This is a genomic window from Polycyclovorans algicola TG408 (assembly GCF_000711245.1).
Taxonomy (GTDB): Bacteria; Pseudomonadota; Gammaproteobacteria; order Nevskiales; family Nevskiaceae; genus Polycyclovorans; species Polycyclovorans algicola.
This window is the reverse complement of the sequence record NZ_JOMH01000001.1, coordinates 2,286,901-2,304,916: the sequence shown is the minus strand read 5'-3', so window position 1 is coordinate 2,304,916 and position 18,016 is coordinate 2,286,901. Positions and strand designations below refer to the sequence as shown.

Below are 18,016 nucleotides of genomic sequence, written 5' to 3'. Positions count from 1 at the left end.
GGCTGAGCGTGAACCCTCTGGAGTCCACATGACGGACGCGGTCATTGTCTCGGTTGCACGCACGGCCATTGGCAAAGCCTTTCGAGGTGCCTGGAACGATACCGAAGCCCCGGCCCTGGGCGGCCATGTGGTGCGGGCCGTGCTGCAGCGATCGGGCATCGACGGCGAACGTGTTGACGACGTGATTGTCGGCGCCGCCGCCCAGCAGGGCACGCAGGCCTACAACCTTGGCCGCCTGTGTGCCTACACCGGCGGCCTGCCGAACAGCGTGGCGGGGATGACCCTGGACCGTCAGTGCGCGTCGGGTCTGATGAGCATTGGCATCGCTGCCAAGAACATCATGGCCGGCGAACAGGACGTGGTGATTGCCGGCGGTCTGGAGTCGATCTCGCTGGTGCAGAACAAGTTCAAGAACACGCATCGCGCGGTTTCCAAAGCCGCCATCGCGGCCGAACCGACGGCCTATATTCCGATGATTGAAACCGCCGAGATTGTCGCCGAGCGCTACGGCATCTCGCGACAGGCCCAGGACGAATACGCCCTGCGCTCGCAGCAGTTGACGGCCGCCGCACAGGCCGCTGGACGCTTCGCGGACGAGATTGTGCCGTTCACCGCACAGAAGCAGTTGTTCGACAAAGAAGGCCAGCCGGCTGGTCACGAGGCGGTCACGCTCACGCAGGACGAAGGCAACCGACCCTCGACCACGCTGGAAAGTCTGGCGGCCCTCAAGCCGGTGTGGAAGGACGGCCAGTGGGTGAAACAAGGGCAGCACATCACCGCGGGCAATGCCTCGCAGTTGTCCGACGGCGCGGCCATGAGCCTGCTGATGCGCGGCGATCTGGCACGTGCCGAGGGCCGCGAATTACTCGGCATTTATCGCGGCACTGCGGTGGCAGGCTGCGCGCCGGACGAGATGGGCATTGGCCCGGTGTTCGCCATTCCCAAACTGCTGGCACGCCACGGTCTGAAAGTGGGTGACATCGGCCTGTGGGAGCTCAACGAAGCCTTCGCCTGCCAGGTGCTGTATTGCCAGCAGACGCTGGGCATTGATCTGGACCGGCTGAACGTGAACGGTGGCGCGATTGCCATCGGTCATCCCTTCGGCATGTCCGGCGCGCGCATGGTCGGTCACGCCCTGCTCGAAGGCCGCCGTCGCGGCGTGCGGTACGTGGTGGTGAGCATGTGCGTGGGCGGCGGCATGGGCGCCGCAGCCCTGTTTGAGCTGCCCGGTTAGGCAAGCGGTCGCGCACGGCCAAGGACGCATTCGCCTATGAGCGCAGTGCGCGAACAATTTGGAGGAGAGGGTTCATGAGCCAATCGGGCTTCAGGCAACGCGCACCAGCGCTGATCATCAGTTTGCTGGTGCTGGCGGCCGCCGCCTACTCGTTCTCGCCGAGGCCGCTTCCGCCGTTTCCCGAGACGGTGGTGCGTGCGGATGGATTGCTGCTCAACAGCCTTGCCGCAAGCGGCAATCGCTGGGTGGCGGTGGGCGAGCTGGGCCACATCCTGATTGCCGACGACCCCGGCGGCCCGTGGCGCGAGGCCGCTGTGAGCCCGCAGCGCAGTTCTACCTTGACCCGCGTGGCCTTCGTTGACGCGCAACATCTGATCGCCGTTGGCCAGGACGGCTGGATCGTTCGCAGCACCGATCGCGGCGAAACCTGGACCGAAGTCAACTTCGAAGACGACATCACCGAACCCCTGCTGGCCATCACCGGCCCGCATGACGGCGTGCTGCACGCCGTCGGTGGCTTCGGTCTCTATCGCATGTCCCGCGATCAGGGTCAGACCTGGACCGCCCACTCGGTCGAAACCCGTGATGATGAGCGCGACGCGGCGCCGGCCGACAGCAACAACCCTTTCGCGATGATGGACACCGGCATCAGTGACCGACACCTCAATGCCGTGGTGGCGCTGACCGATGGCCGACTGCTGCTGGCTGGCGAAAGCGGCGTGCTGGCGCGCTCGGATGACGACGGCCAAACATGGACCGAACTGGATGACGTTTATCCCGGCTCGTTCTTTGGCGCCTTGGCCCTGCCCGACAACGGCGCGCTGGTGTTCGGCATGCGGGGCCACGTGTTCCGCAGTGAGGACGGCGGCGACACATGGACGCAATCCGTCACGCCCAACGAGATTTCACTGTTCGGCGGCCGCGTTGATGACGATGGCCGCATCGTGTTGGTCGGTGCCAGTGACACGCTGATCGTGTCTGACGACGGCGGCAAGACCTTCACCGCACACGGACAGGGCGGACGTCATGTGCTCGCCGACGTGCTGCCACTGGACAACGGCTGGCTGACCGCAGGCGAGTCAGGGTTGCGGGTGGTGGGAGACGGCACATGAGCGGCATGACCGACCTGATTGAGCGCGCCGCCACCGGGCTGATCAGCCATAGACGCCGATTGCTGGTGCTCTTTGCACTGGTGACCGCGGGTTTCGCCTACAGCGCCAGCCAGGTGAAGCTGGACCCGGGATTTCTGAAGCTGTTGCCGGTCAAGCATGAATACATGCAGACCATGATGGGCTACATGGATGACTTCTCCGGCGCCAACACGCTGCTGGTGAACTTACGCTGGGTGCAGGAATCCTGCGATGCGAGTGCCAGTGGCACTCGCAAGGATTCCAAACGCCCGGACACGGACGGCCGGTCCGGGGGCAATTCGAGTGAACAAGGTCGCGCCACGGATGGCAATGACGAGGCCTGTTACGACGACATCTACAACCCCGAGTTTCTTGAGGCGCTGCGCAAGGCCACCGACGAGGTGTTCTTCATACCGGGCATCAACCGGACCCAGGTGTCGTCGATCTTCACGCCGGATGTTTACTACATCGAAATCACCGAGATGGGCTTCCGAGGTGAACCGGTCGTGCCCGCGCGCTTTTCCGGCACGCCGGAGCAGCTCGATCAGGTGCGCCGTAATGTTGAGCATTCAGGCCGCATCGGCCAGCTGGTCGCCAACGACCTGAAGGGGGCGATGATTCAGGCCGACCTGCACGACTACGACCCCGAGTCGGGCGTCAAGGTCGACTACTGGGCGGTGCAGCAAAAGCTGCATGAGATTCGTGACCAGTTCGAAAACGAGAACATCGAGGTCAACATCATCGGCTTCGCCCGGCTGCTGGGTGACGTCATCGAAGGCCTGCTGTGGGTGTTCGCGTTTTTCGCGCTGGCCTTCGTCATCACCCTGCTGCTGCTCTATGGCTACACGCGCTCATGGCGGGTGACGATCACCGCCATCGTGGTGGCCACCCTGCCGGTGTTGTGGCTGGTGGGCACGCTGCCGCTGATGGGCTACGGCATCGACCCGATGTCGATATTGGTGCCCTTCCTGATCTTCGCCATCGGCGTGTCGCACGCGGTGCAGATGACCAGTGTCTGGCGGCTGGAAGTGCTGGCCGGCGCCGATTCGCAAGCGGCGGCACGCGCCTCGTTCAGCAAGCTGTTCGTGCCCGGCTCGGTGGCGCTGCTGACCGAGGCGCTGGGCTTCGGCGTGATCATGTTCATCAACATTCCCATCGTCCATGAGCTGGGCATCACCGCCTGCCTCGGCGTGTTGCTGATGATCATCACCAACAAGATGATCCTGCCGATTCTGCTGTCTTACCTGACGCTGGAGCCCGCCAGCCGCGCGCGCGGTGATGCCGGTGAGGCGGCATGGATTGCACCGCTGGTCCGCTGCCTGGCCTGTTGCGCGGAGCCACGCATGGCTTTGAAGGTGTTCGGCGTGTCACTGGCGCTGTTGGCGGTGACCACCTGGATCTCGCGCGACCTGGTGGTCGGTGATTCCGGAGAAGGCGTGCCCGAGTTGCACGAAGACTCGCGCTACAACACCGACGGCGCCACCATTTCCAACACCTACAACATTGGCGTCGACGTACTGACCGTGATCGTCGAGGCCAAGGGTTTCGAGGGCGATTCCTGCCTGCACTACCCGGTCATCAACTTGGTGGACCGCTTCGAGCTCTACATGCGCGGCGTCAGCGGCGTGCAGTCGGTGATCAGCGTGGCAGGCGTCGGCAAGCAGGTCATCGCCGCCTACAACGAAGGCAATCCGCGCTGGCGTGCCCTGCCCCGCTCCGAGACCGGTCTGTCCACCGGCTCCAATGCCTTCGACCCCAAGCTGGGGCTCAACAACGAGGGCTGCCGGGCCATTCAGGTGCTCAACTTTCTTGAGAACCACGACGGCACGCAGGTCGCGCATGTGATCGCCGAGATCAAGCGCTTCATCAACGACAACCCGGTCGAGGGCGTGACCCTGCGGCTGGCCAGCGGCAATGTCGGCGTCATGGCGGCCACCAACGAGGCTGTGGGCGCGGCTGAAGTTCGCATGCTGGGCGCCCTGTTCGGCGCACTGATCCTGTTCTGCCTGATCACCTTCCGCTCGGTTCGCGCCACCCTGTGCGTCATGACGCCGCTGGCGATGGTGACCGTGTTCTGCAACGCCCTGATGGCCGGGCTGGAGATTGGCCTCAAGGTCGCCACGTTGCCGGTCATCGCTCTGGGCGTCGGCGTCGGCATCGACTACGCGCTGTACCTGTTCGAGCGCATCCAGCACTACATGAAGGGCGAGGATTACACCTTCCGCGACGCCTTCGAGAAAGCCATGCTGGAGCGTGGTATGGCGGCCGTGTTCACCGCCGTGACCATGTCGGTCGGCGTGGCGACCTGGATGTTCTCGGCGCTCAAGTTCCAGGCTGACATGGGCCTGCTGCTGGCCTTCATGTTCCTGGTCAACATGCTCGGCGCCATCTGTCTGCTGCCCGCCTTGGGCGCCTGGTTCTACTACGGCGAAGGCAAGCCGCGCAGCGCGCCCTGATGACCGAGCCTGCGGCGCCGCAGACCCTCGCCGGGCGGGTGGCGCTGGTCACTGGCGGCAGTCGTGGCATCGGTCGCGCCATCGCCCAGCGTCTGGCCGCGCACGGGGCCAAGGTCGTGGTCACGGCCTCGGCGCGGTCGGTCGCCGGGCTGGAACAGACCTGCGCTGCCCTTCGCGCACAGGGTCACCCTGCTGCCTGGCGCGTTGCTGACCTTGCCGATGCAGACGACCGCGCCGACTTGGTGGCCCGAGCCGGTGAGGTGTTCGGCGCTATCGGCATCCTCGTCAACAATGCGGCGGCCATCACTGCATATGCCCCGCCCAGCCGCATTGATCTGGCGGCGCGTCAGGCCATGTTTGCCATCAACGTGGATGCCCCCATCGATCTGATTCAGCAGGCACTGCCGGGCATGCTAAAGCAGGGCACCGGACAGATCCTCAACATCAGCAGCGACACGGTACGGGCGCCGTCCCCGCCCTATCCCGGCCCCGCCAAATGGGTCCACGCGCTGGCCGCCTATGGCGCCTCCAAGGCTGCGCTCGACCGTTACACCGTGGGCCTCGCTGCAGAATTGCTGGGCAGCGGCGTGCAGGTGAATTCGCTGATGCCGTATCGCATCGTCAGCACCGAAGGCGCCGCGGCGGTGGTCGAACAAATGCGGGCGACGCATCCCGACTGGATCGAACCCGTTGAGGTGATGGCCGAGGCGGCCTACCGCTTGATCACCGGCACCCACAGCGGAGACGTTGTCGTCAGTCGTGACCTGCTGACACGGCAGCCCGGCAGACTGATGGCACTTGACGGCGTCACGCCATTCAGGGACGACCCGATTCCGGGCTGAGCGTCCAGCACTGGTGAGGTCACCTCACCCATTTGAGGCAGGCCTGAAACCCGCTGACTGGCCTAGGCTCGGTCATTCATAAATCGAACATTGAGAGGAATCGCGATGGCAGGCGTACTCGACGGTCTCCGCGTACTGGATCTCACCTCCGGCATCGCCGGCCCCATGACCACCATGCTGCTCGGTGACAACGGCGCCGACGTGGTGAAGATTGAACCCCCCGGCGGTGACCCGGCGCGTCGCCTGCCCGGACCGCAGCAGCTCGGTTACCGTGTGTGGCAGCGCGGCAAGCGCAGTGCCTGCCTTGATCTCAGCCAAGCCAGCGACAAGGACACCCTATTGGCGCTGGTGCGTACCGCCGACATCCTGGTCGAATCCCATGCACCGGGCGAGACCGCGGCGCTGGGCATTGACTACGCGACGCTGTCGAAACTGAATCCCAGGCTGATTTACTGCTCCATCACCGGCTACGGACGTGACAATCCGCTGAGTCAGCGACCGGCCATCGACGCGCTGGTACAGGCGCGGACCGGCCTGATGTTTGAACAGCGCGGCTGGCCCGAAGGCGCGCTGAACCACATCAGCGGCCTGCCCGATCCGTTCCCCGATCTTGAAATTCCCGCCGATGCCGTACAGGGCGCCGACCGCGACGGCCCGCTGTTCGTGGCCTCGCAGTGGCCCAGCCTCGGTGCCTTTTTCAGTGCGGGCCTCGGCATTGCCGCCGCGCTGCGGGCGCGCGGGATTACCGGCAAGGGTCAGTGGGTGGAAACCTCGTTGCTGCAAGGCGCGCTGGCCGGTGCGGCCGGTGTGTGGCAGCGGGCGGAGAAGCCCGACGCGCCCGGCTTCGACACCTGGATTCTCAACTCCAAGTCGTCCAAGGGTCATTTCCAGGCCAAGGACGGTCACTGGCTGCACAACTGGGTGCCGAATCCGCGCTTTATCTTGCAGGCGTCTGAGGGCGACAGCCTCAATGCCTCGCCCGACCTCACGGTGCAGAACGACCCGGACCGCTTCGGCACCGGCCCGGAAGAAATTCTGGTGATGTCGCACTACCAGCCGCTGCTCGCCGAAGCGGTCGCCAAGTTCCCCGTGGCCGACTGGGTTGAGGCCGCTGCCACGGCCGAGATGACCATGCAGCCGGTGCGCAGCATTGAAGCCTCACTGGCCGATCCTGCCTTCCTCGAAGACGGCTGCGTGACCGAGGTAAAGGACCCCGAGCTGGGCACCATCCGCACCGTCGGCAATGCCTACAACATGAGCCTCACGCAGGGCCGCCCTGGCAGCGCGCCAGTGGCGCCGGGCGCGAATACCGATGAGATCAAGGCGGAGGCGGCGCGGATTATTGAGGAAGCGAAGGCCGCCACCGCTGCTGACGCAGCGGCCCTCTCCCGCCCCTCCGGGGCACCCTCTCCCGCAAGCGGGAGAGGGGAGCAATTTGGTTTCCCTCTCCCGCCTGCGGGAGAGGGTCAGGGAGAGGGCGGCGCGCAGGGCCGGGCACCGCTCGCAGGCATCGTCGTACTCGACCTTGGATTGGCCATCGCCGGACCGTTTGGCACCCAGTTGCTGTCCGACCTGGGCGCAACGGTGATCAAGATCAACGGGCTTTATGACCTGTTCTGGCACCGCGTGCACATCGCCTACATGGCCAATCGCGGCAAGAAGAGCATCACGCTGAATCTGAAAGATCCGCGGGCGATGACGATTTTGCTCGAGCTGGTCAAGCAGGCCGACGTGGTGCAGCACAACATGCGCTACGACGCCGCCGAGCGGCTGAAGATCGATTACGAAAGTCTCAAAAAGATCAATCCCACGCTGATCTACGCCCACTCACGCGGCTTCGAGCGTGGCGCGCGCGCCGCACTGCCGGGCAACGACCAGACCGGGGCCTGTCTGTCGGGCATCCAGTTTGAAGATGGCGGCATGGGCCGTCCCGGCGAGAAAGGCGAGACCGGCCGACCGCTGTGGAGCTTTACCAGCTTCGGCGACACCGGCAACGGCTTTCTTTCCGCGACCAGCATCATCCAGGCGATCTACCACCGCGATCGCACGGGTGAAGGCCAGTTTGTGGACACCTCCATCATCAACGCGGCACTGCTCAATACCAGCTATGCGGTGGCCAAGCCCGACGGCAGCGGCTTCCCCCGTCCGCGCATCGGCGGCGACCAACTGGGCTTCGATGCCTGGCACCGCCTCTATCGCACGACCGATGGCTGGCTATGCGTGGTGGCTCAGGCCGACACTCAACGCGCTGCACTGTTGAGCGCGCTGGAGATCAAGGACGCGGCCGACATTGCCACCGCCTTGCAAGGCTTGTCCGGAGCGGATGCCTTCGCAAAACTCGACGGCGCCGGCGTGCCGGTAGAAATCGTTGACACCGAGTTCTCGCGTCGCCTGCACGACACGCCCGACTTCGCCAAGCAGCAGTGGACCGTGAGTTATCCGCATCCCATGGTCGGCAAACTCGACCAGGTGGGCCTGCTGGTGAACCTGTCCGACACGCCGGGCGTGATTCAAGGTCGGCCGCTGATGGTCGGCGAGCACACCCAGGAAATTCTCAAAGGCCTGGGTTACAGCGACGACGACATCACCACCATGGAAGCGCAGTTCGCCATCGGTTTCGTGGGCATGCCGCGCATGCCGCCGCGCCCAACGGCTCCTGCTGCTGGCGAACAGCCCAAGAAGGGCATGGCCGGCATGGTTGAAAAAGAAGCCAGCAAGTAGCGCGGCTTTTGACATCACATCACGGCGATGCGGGGCCAGCCCTCTCATCGCCGCACCATTCTCTTCAGCGGTCACCGTTCATGACAACGCCCACCACGCCGGATGCCCCTGCGGCACCCAAGCCCATCCGTATGCCGCCCATCGTCACGCCGGACGCCAAGTTCTTTTGGGACGCCTGCGACCGTGAAGAATTCGTTGGTCAGCGCTTCCGCGCCAGCGGCAAGTTCTACTTTCCGCCGCGCCCCATGTGCCCGGAAACCCACACCCTGGAACACGACATCGTGCCGCTGTCGGGCCGCGGCACGGTGATCTCCTGGGTCACGCCGCGGCATCCGCCGCCGTTCGGCTTTCGCGAGCCGCCCATCGTCGCGATCATCGCGCTGGAAGAAGGCATTCGCTTCGTCTCGAACATCGTCGGCATTGCGCTGGAAGACGTCACCGAAGGCATGGCGGTCGAAGTGGGCTTTGAGCCCACAATCAACAATCACAAAGTGCCGGTATTTTTCAAGGCAGGGAGCCGCTGATGGGCCGCAGCTTCAAGGACGCCGCCATCGCCGGCATTGGCCAGACCGAGTTCTCGAAAGCGTCCGGCCGCAGCGAACTGCAACTGGCTGCGGAGTGTTCACTCGCGGCCTGTCAGGACGCTGGAATCAACCCGCAGGACATCGACGGGATGATCACCTTCACCATCGACAACAGCGATGAGATTGGGCTGGCCCGCGCGCTGGGCGTGAAGGACCTCGCGTACACCACCCGCATCCCCGGTGGCGGCGCCGCAGCGGCCGCAACGCTTTATCAGGCCATGGCCTTGGTCAACGCCGGACTGTGCAACAACGTGCTGATCTGGCGCGCGATGAACGAGCGCAGCCAGTATCGCTTCGGCCAAAACCCCACCGACATGAAGGGCTACACCGGCGGCCACGGCACCGGCACGCTGCTGTGGTGCATCCCCTTCGGCGCGATGACGCCGGCGAGCTGGGCGGGCCTGTCCGCACGGCCGTACATGATGAAGTACGGCGTCACCAACGAAGACCTGGGCCGCGTCTCGGTGGTGCAGCGTGCGCACGCCGCCACCAACCCGAATGCCTGGTTCTACCAAAAGCCGATCACCCTGGACGACCACCAGAACTCCAAGTGGATCATGGAGCCGGTGCTGCGTTTGCTGGATTGCTGCCAGGAAAGCGACGGCGGCGTGGCGATTCTAGTGACCTCATTGGAGCGGGCCCGCGACCTTAAGCAAAAGCCGGTGCGCATCCTCGGCGCCACGCAGTCGATTCCGTACAACGTGGAAGTGATTTCCAACTTCTATCACGACGATCTGACGATCATGCCCGAGGCCCATGGCGTGGCGAAGCGCCTGTACGCGCAGACCGGCATCAAGCCGTCAGAGATTCAAACGGCGATGATTTACGACGCCTTCACGCCGCAGGTGCTGACCCAGCTCGAAGCCTTCCAGTTCTGCAAACCGGGCGAGGCCAAGGACTTCGTCAAGGACGGCCACATTGCGCTGGGTGGCTCACTGCCCATCAACACCAACGGTGGCCTGATCGGCGAGGCCTATATTCACGGCATGAACAACATCATCGAAGGTGTGCGCCAGGTGCGCGGCGCCTCAGTGAACCCGGTGCCCAACGTGCAGAACGCGTTGGTTACCTCCGGCATGGCGGGCGCGATTCTTGGCAAAGACTGACCAGTCTTTGATGAGCGGAGAAGTTGTTCCCCTCGCCCGCTTGCGGGAGAGGGTGGCCGAAGGCCGGGAGAGGGCGCGCCTTAGGCGCGGTGGACCCCATTGAACAACCCGGCCCCCTTCGGGTGCCGCCCTCTCCCGCAAGCGGGAGAGGGGAGAGCAACCCCGCGAAAGTGCGGTGGGCGGCTCGTGGCGCTGAATGAACATCAACCCTGAACTACTTCGTCTGCCGACCACCCTCGCCCTCCCCGGCGAGGGGGTGCTGCACGTCGCCGCCAGCCTCTGGTGCCCGGCCACGACTCCCCGTGCGGTGTGGGTCTGCCAGCCGGGCGGCAACATGAACCGGCATTACTTTGACCTGCAGCCACCGGACAGCGACACCCCCAGCTATTCCTTCGCCGCACAGATGGTCGCGCGCGGTGATGCGGTTTTGGCGCTCGATCATCTCGGCATCGGCGACAGCGACCGACCGGCGGATGGCTGGCTGCTGACGCCAGAGCGTCTGGCCGAAGCAATGGCGTCAGCGATCGCCGAGGCGACCGCCTTGCTGCCGAACGTGCCCCTGTTGGGGCTGGGTCACTCCATGGGCGCGCTGATGACGGTACTCACCCAGGACCGAAGTCAGGCGTTTGTCGGGGTCGCAGTTCTGGGTTTTGCCACCCGTGGTCTGCCGGCTTTTCTGCCGCCCACGCTGAAAGACCTCGACGGCGTGATCCCCGATGGCGACGCCTTACGCGTGCACGCCGAACGCATGTTTGGCGAGCCCTTCCCGACGATCCATCGCCGCAGCAAGGGCAACAAGGCGTTTTACGGCAGTGCCGAGGCCGAGACCGACGGCATCAGGGCGCTCAAACGCGCCACCGACTGCCTGCTGCCGATTCCGGCGCTGCGTTCGATGATGCCCGGCAACGTCGCCGCCGAAGCGCAGCGACTGACCGTGCCGGTGTTCATCGGCGTGGGCGATCGTGACCTGGTCGGCCCTGCCAACGATCTGCCTGCCGCCTTTGCCGCCGCGCCGTCGGTGCACCTTGAAGTACTGGCGGACACCGGGCACAGCCACTTCCTTTTTCCCAGCCGGGTACGGTTATTCGACGCACTGGCCGACTGGGCCGCCGGCGTGGTTTGACGCGCCTCATGCAATTGGAGGGTGCAGCCGGCTGCCGCTGCCCCTACATTCGTCGCAAATCCAGATAGGTTGAGGAGTGAACACCCATGGCCAAAGCAGCCCTGAAAGCAGGCGGACGATTCAAAAGTGCGGTCTGCGATGCGCAGGTCATGGTCATCAAGGCGCCTGCCGGTGAGTTCGAACTGGGCTGCGGTGGCCAGGCGATGATTGGCCCCGCCGAAGCCACCAGCGGCGCAGCACCCGATCCAGCCCTGGCCGGCGGCACCCTGGTGGGCAAACGCTACGTCAATGAAGACGAGTCCCTGGAACTGCTTTGCACCAAAGGCGGCGCTGGCACCCTCACGCTGGACGGCACCGCGCTGGATGTGAAGCAGGCCAAGCAGTTGCCGTCGTCGGATTGATCGCGTCGGCCGATGCGGCACTCCCATCGAGACTTCGCCCGCAAGCTGCGAGGCAATATGACCGATGCCGAACGCAGGCTGTGGATGCGACTGCGCGGATCGCGCCTTAACGGCTGCAAGTTTCGCCGCCAGCAACCACTTGGGCCGTTTATCGTCGATTTTGTCTGCCTCGAGCAGCGTTTGGTGATTGAAGTTGATGGAGGTCAGCACGCCGCAAGTACTGAGGATGCTGCGCGTGATGGCTGGCTAAGCGCCAATAATTTTCGCGTGCTGCGATTCTGGAACAACGAGGTTTTAACTGAAACCGAGTCGGTACTAGAGCGGATATTCGCTGAACTGAACCACGCTGCCCCCTCACCCCAACCCCTCTCCCGCAAGGGGAGAGGGACTTGACGGTTATCACCACACTGAAAATGGCCACATTGATCGTTGCCGCGCCTGCCCCCCTCTCCCCTTGCGGGAGAGGGGCCGGGGGTGAGGGGGTGATCTGCCAACGAGACGGACCATGAACATCTCCACCCTGCTCGACATGGCGGCCGACGCCTTCGGCGACCGCACCGGCGTGGTCTGCGCCGAGACGCGGCTCGACTACGCCACCCTCCGTGACAAGGCCTGGCGTGCAGCAAGGCACTTTCAGGCGGCGGACGTTGAGTACGTTGCACTGCTGGACGTCACCAGTCCGGCGGCGCCCGTCACCCTGTTCGGTGCGGCGTACGCGGGGATTCCGTTTGTGCCGCTGAACTACCGGCTCACCAAAGCCGAGATCAACGCCCTGCTTGATCGCGTGTCGCCGGTACTGGTCATCGCTGGGCCTGATCAGCTCGGGCAGATTGAGGCACGTGAGGGCGTGACGGCGATGACGCGGGACGCCCTGCTGAGCCTGCCGGATGACGGCGCCGAGCCGCCCATCGCGCCGGAAGACCCCAGTGCCGTCGCCGTGCAACTGTTCACGAGCGGCACGACGGGCGCGCCCAAGGCGGCGATTCTGCGTCACGAAAACCTCACGTCGTACATCATCGGCACCGTGGAATTCGCGGCGGCGGAAGAGACCGATGCCATCGTCGTCACCGTGCCGCCGTACCACATCGCCGGTATTTCGGCGGTGCTGTCGTCCACTTATGCCTGCCGTCGCATGGTGCAGCTTGAGGCCTTCGAGCCCGCAGCCTGGCTGGCCGCCGTGCGCAACGAAAAAGTGAGCAACGCCTTCCTGGTGCCCACCATGTTGCAACGCGTGGTGGAACACCTCAGCGATCGCGGCGAAGCGGCGCAACTGCCCTCGTTACGGGCGCTGGCTTATGGCGGCGGCAAGATGCCGCTGACGGTTATCGCCAAGGCCATGGCCCTGTTCCCCAGCGTTGATTTCACCAACGCCTACGGTCTCACGGAAACCAGTTCCACCGTCGCCGTGCTGGGCCCGGACGATCACCGCATGGCGGTGGCCAGTGACGACCCGCTGATCCGCCGCCGCCTCGGCTCGGTGGGTCGCGCGACCGGCGCTGTCGAGATTCAGATCAGGAATGAAGACGGCGCAGTGCTGGCGGCTGAAGACGCCGGTCTGGTTTTCGTGCGCGGCCCGCAAGTCTCGGGCGAGTACCTGAGCCAGGGCTCGCAGCTCGACGCCGAAGGCTGGTTCCCCACCAAAGACCGCGGCTATCTCGACGCCGACGGCTATCTGTTTCTCGACGGTCGTGACGACGACGTGATTGTCCGTGGCGGCGAAAACATTTCGCCCGGCGAAATCGAAGACGTGTTGATGACGCACCCCGCGGTCGCCGATGTTGCCGTTGTCGCCATGCCCGATGAGCAATGGGGCGAAGCGGTTGCCGCCGCCGTGGTCTGCAAACCCGGTTCGATCGTGAGCGACGCGGACCTGAAAGCGCTGGTGCGGGATCGCCTGCGCTCGTCGCGCGTGCCGCAGCGCATCGTCTTCAAGGCTGCCCTGCCCTACACCGAAACCGGCAAGTTGCTGCGTCGGGTGATCCGCGCTGAATTGTTGTCGTAGCGCCTCATCTGGCGGGTGCGCGCGCTGTCATCCCGCAACCGCCGGCGAACGCTGATCAAACCAATCCGGATGTTTGACCGCAAGCCGGTAATAGAGCGTCGGCAGAATCAACAGGGTCAGGCCCGTGGAGATCACGGTGCCAAAAATCAGCGAGGTGGCCAGCCCGGCAAACAGCGGTTCGGTGTACAGAATGAGCGTGCCCAACGCCACCGTCAGCGCCGATAGAAAGATCGGCCGAAAGCGCACGGCACCGGCCAGCACGACGGCCTCTTTCAGCGGTCGTCCCTGTCGTTGGTAGTCTTGAATGAAGTCGATGATCAGCAGCGAGTTGCGAATCACCACGCCGGCCAGAGCGAGCACGCCAATCGCCGACCCCATGCTGAAATTGATGCCCACCAGCCAATGGCCGGGAAACACGCCAATCAAGCCCAGCGGCACCGCCACCATCGCCAGCAGCGCGATGCTGAAAGATCGATAGATCGCCACCAGCAGCAAAAAGATGAGCGTCAGCGCAGCGCTGAGCACCACCGCCATTTCGCCAAAGGAATCGAGGGTCAGGCGTATTTCGCCATCCCAGAGCAGGTGATAACTGTTCAGGGTTTGCGGAATGTCGGCACGCAGACCCAAACCGCCAGTCTTCAACGTTTGCCCGTTGCCAAGGTCGAGCCCTTTCAGATGCGCATCCATGTCGAGAATGACGTACGCCGGCGCGGTGTCGCCAATTTCGGCCGTCACATAGGTCACCCGTTCATTGTTTTTTCGCAGGATTGGCCGGTCGTGCAGCACCGTGCGGGTTTGGGTGACCTCCGACAACGGAACCGACTCGCCCTGGGCGTTGCGCAGGTGCACCCGGTCCAAGGTCAGGGGATCGATCTCCAGCGCGCGCGGCACCTTCACCACAATCGGTACCGGATTCCGTTCGCCCGCAAGGTGGGCTTCGGCCACCGGCTGTCCGCCCACCAGTGCCGCCAGCGTGTGCTGGATCGCGCGCGCACTGACGCCCGCGAGAGCGGCCTTTTCAGCGTCGACGGTAATGTCGAACCGCGGCAGGTCAACCGGCTGGCTGTGGCTGACATCCACCACACCCCAGGTCTGCTCGAAGCGCGCCTTCACGGTGTCGGAGAGGCTGCGCAGCACCTCCGGGTCGGTGCCATACAGCTCGGCCACCAGCGTGGCGCGGCTGGGCGGGCCAGGCGGTGCATCCAGAAAGCCAATCTCGATGCCGGGAAATGCCTCTTTCAGCGGCAGGGTCGCCTCGCGCAGGCGGGCGATCAGCGGCACGAGCTGCGTGCGGCGTTGGCTTTTGTGCACCAGATTGACGGTGATCTCCGCCACGTGTGGGCCACGCCGGTGGGCCAAGCCACGAAACTGCCCGGCAAAGTCAATGACCCCGGGCATGCCGAGGTAGGTCACGTGATTGGCGATGACGGGTTCTGTGCGGAGCACCTCGCCCAGTCGCCGCGCAGCAGCATCGGTGACTTCCAGTGGCGTCGTCTCGGGCATGTCCAGCGTAATGGTGAACTGGTTCTTGTTCTCCTTGGGCATGATGGCCAGCATCACCCCGCCGCTGGACAGCGGCCCGCCAACCCCCGCAGGCCGCAGGAACTGCCAGGCGGGTTGCAGCAGTGAACCCGCCAGCGCCAGCATGATGGCGCCATACAGCAGGCGCCGCCGCATCGGGCGTTCGAGCAACGGCATCAGCAGGCCGGCGTAGCGTCGGTACAGCGGTGTGGACATCGGGTCGCCGGACGAGGCTGGCGCAACGCGGCCCCGCAACCAGCGATGACAGCTCCACGGCACCACCGTGTAGGCGAGCAGCAATGACAGCGCCATGGTCACCATCACGTTGAAGGAGATGGGCGCGAAGTACTCGCCGCTCATGCCACTGAGAATGTTGAGTGAGGCGAATACCAGAATCACCGCCACGGTCGCCATGGTGGTGGGCGGTCCAATCTCGTTGACCGCGAGGACGGCCGCGCGCCGGGCATCCCGCGTACCACCCTGCTGATAACTGCGGTAGATGTTTTCCAGGGTGACGATGCTGTCATCGACAATCATGCCCAGCGACAGGATCATCGCGAACAGGGCGATGCGGTTCAGCGTGTGCCCGGTGACCAGATCAACGGCCACAGTCAGAAACAGAATCAGCGGTAGCGTGCCGCTGATGATCAAGCCCGCGCGCAGTCCCAAAAACGGCAGCAACGCCACAATGACCGCGCTGATCGCCACGGCCATGTCACGCAACAGGCGGTTGACGGTGTCGTTGGCCTCTGCGCCGTCGTCACGCGTGGTGATGACATGCACCGCCTCGGGTAGAAACTCGGCACGCATTTCTTCAATCGCCAGCAGCACTTCGTTGGCCGTCGTCACCGAATTGGTGTTGGGCTTCTTGGCCACCGACAGGGTCACCGCAGGCATTTCGCCCAAATCCTGAGTGAAGCGCGGATCACTGGGCCCGAAGGCAAATCGTGCCAAGGTGTGGCGCTGTTCCGCCGCACCGTCGTGCACCGTGGCCACGTCTTCGACATAGATCGGCTGCCCGTCGTGAACGGCCAGCACCATGCGCCGCACGGCATCGACCGACGTCAGTCGCGCGCTCAGGATCACGGGGTGATAGCGGCCCTGTTGAACGGCTTCGCCGACCAGCGAAGCCACATTCCGGTCGGCAAACCGTGCGATGCCGTCGTCCAGGCTCAGACCAAACGCTTCGAGGCGAATCGGGTCGAGGTCGATACGAATTTCGCGGCTGCGGCCGCCATGCAACTCGGTGACCGAGATCGTCGGCAGCGTGTTCAGCCGCTCGCGCAGGGTGTCGGCGAGCCGCCTCAGCGCGTAGTCATCGTATTCGGCGGAAGCCAGGGTGACGGCGACGATGGGGACGTCATCGGCATCGATGCGGCGAATCTGCGGCGGTGGGATGTCCGGCGGCAGCGCGGCCCGCAGTGCATCGATGCGCTGATACACGCGCACCATGGCTTTTTCCTTGTCGATGCCCACGTCAAACTGCACATCAATGCGCGCCGCGCCATACAGCGAGGTGGCAAAGGTGTCATCCACCCCTTCCAGCTCGCGCAGCGCCTGCTCTGCGGGGCTGGCCACCAGCCGATCCACCGCTTCGGCGGAGCGGCCCGGCAGATCGAAGTGGACCTCGGCGCCCGGCACGATGATCTGCGGATTTTCTTCGCGCGGCGTCAGCGAGGCGCCGATCAGACCCACCAGCAGGCAAAACACGATGAACACCGGCGTCAGTTTCGAGTCGATGAAATAGTCGGTCATGCCGCCGGCAAGGTTCAGCCGCACCGGCGCGTCGCTTTGTTGCATCTCAGGGTGCTCCGGGCGTCATCAACAGGTCGCCGTCACGAACGCGGTCATCGACGCGCTGCAACAGCGTTTCGCCCGGCGTCAGGCCGCTGGTGATCTCGGTACGGTCGCCCAGCACCCGCCCGGTGCGCAGCCACCGAAAGCGCAGCCGCTGTGCATCGTCCACCACAAAGGCGCCGGTCAGGCTGCCGCGCTCGGCCAACGCCGTGGTGGGGATGGCGATGCCGGGCTGTGCCGCAAGCATGAAGGTACAGCGACCAAACATGCCGGGGGCGAGGCCATCGGCCTGATCCAGTTGAATCTTGGCGAGGTAACGCCGCGTGACCGGATCGCCGGACGGCACCAGGCGTGCAATGCGACCGCCCAGTGAGTGCCCACCGGCTTCGATATCCACGCGCACCGTATCGCCCACCTGAAGCTTGGCCAGTTGCGATTCGGCCACGTGGGTTTCGAACAGCAGCGCGGTGTCGGACTCGACGACGACGATGGGCGCGCCGGGTGTCACCAGGTCACCACTGCGCGCGGCGCGCTCGACCACGACACCGTCGACCGGGCTGACGATCTGCGCGTAGTCCATTTGCGAGCGCGCCGCGGCACGCATTGCCGTGGCGGCCTCGAGCTCGCGTGCGGCGATGTCGCGGTCAACCTGTGCGCGTCGCAAAGCCGATTCGGCCACCAGCTTGCGGGCGTACAGGGTGCCGGTGTCGACCAGGGTCCGCTCGGCGTCGGCCAGTACCGCCTGCGCGCGCTGATGCTGCGCGCTGGCCTGTTGAATGGCACTTTCAAGATCTTCACTGTCCAGCGTGGCCAGCGCCTGGCCGCGCTGAACGGCATCGCCTTCTCGCACGTCGAGACGGCGCAGGTAAGCGGTGATGCGCGAGCTGATCTCGATACGCTGGTCCGACACCACCGAGCCGACCGTTTCGTAGTGCACCGGCAACAGCTCGACCACCACCGTCACCGTGGGCAAGTCGTGTTGCGCGGGCTCCGGCGCTGCGTGGGGCGTCGGGTCGGTCCCGCAGGCTGCCAGCGCCAACGACAAGAACATGAACCACGATGTGCGCTTCAGGCTGCTATGTGACGTCAGGGTCATCGT

General features: G+C 64.7%; 13 protein-coding genes. 11 read left to right on the top strand and 2 right to left on the bottom strand.

The window, feature by feature from the left end:
* The first annotated feature begins 28 nt into the window (after positions 1–28).
* The 11 genes from U741_RS0111060 to U741_RS0111015 all read left to right on the top strand — a co-directional run bounded on the left by U741_RS0111060 (position 29) and on the right by U741_RS0111015 (position 13,599).
* Positions 29–1,234 (top strand): acetyl-CoA C-acyltransferase, encoded by a 1,206-nt coding sequence (locus U741_RS0111060; protein WP_029890536.1) that lies wholly within the window; start codon positions 29–31, stop codon positions 1,232–1,234.
* Positions 1,235–1,308: 74 nt separating this feature from the next.
* Complete coding sequence (locus tag U741_RS0111055) at positions 1,309–2,346, top strand: WD40/YVTN/BNR-like repeat-containing protein (protein WP_029890535.1); 1,038 nt, start codon at positions 1,309–1,311, stop codon at positions 2,344–2,346.
* Positions 2,343–4,820 carry an efflux RND transporter permease subunit gene (locus tag U741_RS0111050; RefSeq protein ID WP_052378717.1) on the top strand — a complete coding sequence of 826 codons (2,478 nt, stop codon included), beginning with the start codon at positions 2,343–2,345 and terminating at the stop codon, positions 4,818–4,820. Before U741_RS0111055 ends, U741_RS0111050 begins: the two co-directional genes overlap by 4 nt.
* Positions 4,820–5,662 (top strand): SDR family NAD(P)-dependent oxidoreductase, encoded by an 843-nt coding sequence (locus tag U741_RS0111045; RefSeq protein WP_029890533.1) that lies wholly within the window; start codon positions 4,820–4,822, stop codon positions 5,660–5,662. The genes U741_RS0111050 and U741_RS0111045 overlap by 1 nt, the downstream gene beginning before the upstream one ends.
* 105 nt (positions 5,663–5,767) lie before the next feature.
* On the top strand, positions 5,768–8,383 hold the full coding sequence (locus tag U741_RS0111040) for a CaiB/BaiF CoA transferase family protein (RefSeq protein ID WP_084154814.1): 2,616 nt from the start codon (positions 5,768–5,770) through the stop codon (positions 8,381–8,383).
* Between the two features lie 80 nt (positions 8,384–8,463).
* The gene (locus U741_RS0111035; protein WP_029890531.1) at positions 8,464–8,907 is read left to right on the top strand and encodes a Zn-ribbon domain-containing OB-fold protein; all 444 of its coding nucleotides are present in this window, start codon (positions 8,464–8,466) and stop codon (positions 8,905–8,907) included.
* On the top strand, positions 8,907–10,073 hold the full coding sequence (locus U741_RS0111030) for a thiolase C-terminal domain-containing protein (protein WP_029890530.1): 1,167 nt from the start codon (positions 8,907–8,909) through the stop codon (positions 10,071–10,073). The genes U741_RS0111035 and U741_RS0111030 overlap by 1 nt, the downstream gene beginning before the upstream one ends.
* A gap of 196 nt (positions 10,074–10,269) precedes the next feature.
* Positions 10,270–11,196, top strand: coding sequence for an alpha/beta hydrolase (locus tag U741_RS0111025; protein WP_029890529.1), 927 nt, complete (start codon positions 10,270–10,272; stop codon positions 11,194–11,196).
* Positions 11,197–11,282: 86 nt separating this feature from the next.
* The gene (locus tag U741_RS0111020; protein WP_029890528.1) at positions 11,283–11,597 is read left to right on the top strand and encodes a hypothetical protein; all 315 of its coding nucleotides are present in this window, start codon (positions 11,283–11,285) and stop codon (positions 11,595–11,597) included.
* 57 nt (positions 11,598–11,654) lie between these two features.
* The gene (locus U741_RS18975) at positions 11,655–11,990 is read left to right on the top strand and encodes an endonuclease domain-containing protein (RefSeq protein ID WP_200872709.1); all 336 of its coding nucleotides are present in this window, start codon (positions 11,655–11,657) and stop codon (positions 11,988–11,990) included.
* A gap of 112 nt (positions 11,991–12,102) precedes the next feature.
* Complete coding sequence (locus tag U741_RS0111015; protein ID WP_029890527.1) at positions 12,103–13,599, top strand: class I adenylate-forming enzyme family protein; 1,497 nt, start codon at positions 12,103–12,105, stop codon at positions 13,597–13,599.
* 27 nt (positions 13,600–13,626) lie between these two features.
* Here U741_RS0111015 and U741_RS0111010 read toward each other — a convergent pair whose 3' ends face one another.
* Both U741_RS0111010 and U741_RS0111005 read right to left on the bottom strand, forming a co-directional pair.
* Positions 13,627–16,920: an efflux RND transporter permease subunit gene (locus tag U741_RS0111010; protein ID WP_043110268.1), complete on the bottom strand. Its 3,294-nt coding sequence runs from the start codon at positions 16,918–16,920 to the stop codon at positions 13,627–13,629.
* A gap of 1 nt (position 16,921) precedes the next feature.
* On the bottom strand, positions 16,922–18,013 hold the full coding sequence (locus U741_RS0111005) for an efflux RND transporter periplasmic adaptor subunit (RefSeq protein WP_029890525.1): 1,092 nt from the start codon (positions 18,011–18,013) through the stop codon (positions 16,922–16,924).
* Positions 18,014–18,016 lie beyond the last annotated feature (3 nt).

Coding starts and splice junctions, on each gene's coding strand:
- U741_RS0111060 (WP_029890536.1), top strand. CDS start 29: ATGACGGACGCGGTCATTGTCTCGGTTGCACGCACGGCCATTGGCAAA.
- U741_RS0111055 (WP_029890535.1), top strand. CDS start 1,309: ATGAGCCAATCGGGCTTCAGGCAACGCGCACCAGCGCTGATCATCAGT.
- U741_RS0111050 (WP_052378717.1), top strand. CDS start 2,343: ATGAGCGGCATGACCGACCTGATTGAGCGCGCCGCCACCGGGCTGATC.
- U741_RS0111045 (WP_029890533.1), top strand. CDS start 4,820: ATGACCGAGCCTGCGGCGCCGCAGACCCTCGCCGGGCGGGTGGCGCTG.
- U741_RS0111040 (WP_084154814.1), top strand. CDS start 5,768: ATGGCAGGCGTACTCGACGGTCTCCGCGTACTGGATCTCACCTCCGGC.
- U741_RS0111035 (WP_029890531.1), top strand. CDS start 8,464: ATGACAACGCCCACCACGCCGGATGCCCCTGCGGCACCCAAGCCCATC.
- U741_RS0111030 (WP_029890530.1), top strand. CDS start 8,907: ATGGGCCGCAGCTTCAAGGACGCCGCCATCGCCGGCATTGGCCAGACC.
- U741_RS0111025 (WP_029890529.1), top strand. CDS start 10,270: ATGAACATCAACCCTGAACTACTTCGTCTGCCGACCACCCTCGCCCTC.
- U741_RS0111020 (WP_029890528.1), top strand. CDS start 11,283: ATGGCCAAAGCAGCCCTGAAAGCAGGCGGACGATTCAAAAGTGCGGTC.
- U741_RS18975 (WP_200872709.1), top strand. CDS start 11,655: ATGACCGATGCCGAACGCAGGCTGTGGATGCGACTGCGCGGATCGCGC.
- U741_RS0111015 (WP_029890527.1), top strand. CDS start 12,103: ATGAACATCTCCACCCTGCTCGACATGGCGGCCGACGCCTTCGGCGAC.
- U741_RS0111010 (WP_043110268.1), bottom strand. CDS start 16,920: ATGCAACAAAGCGACGCGCCGGTGCGGCTGAACCTTGCCGGCGGCATG.
- U741_RS0111005 (WP_029890525.1), bottom strand. CDS start 18,013: ATGACCCTGACGTCACATAGCAGCCTGAAGCGCACATCGTGGTTCATG.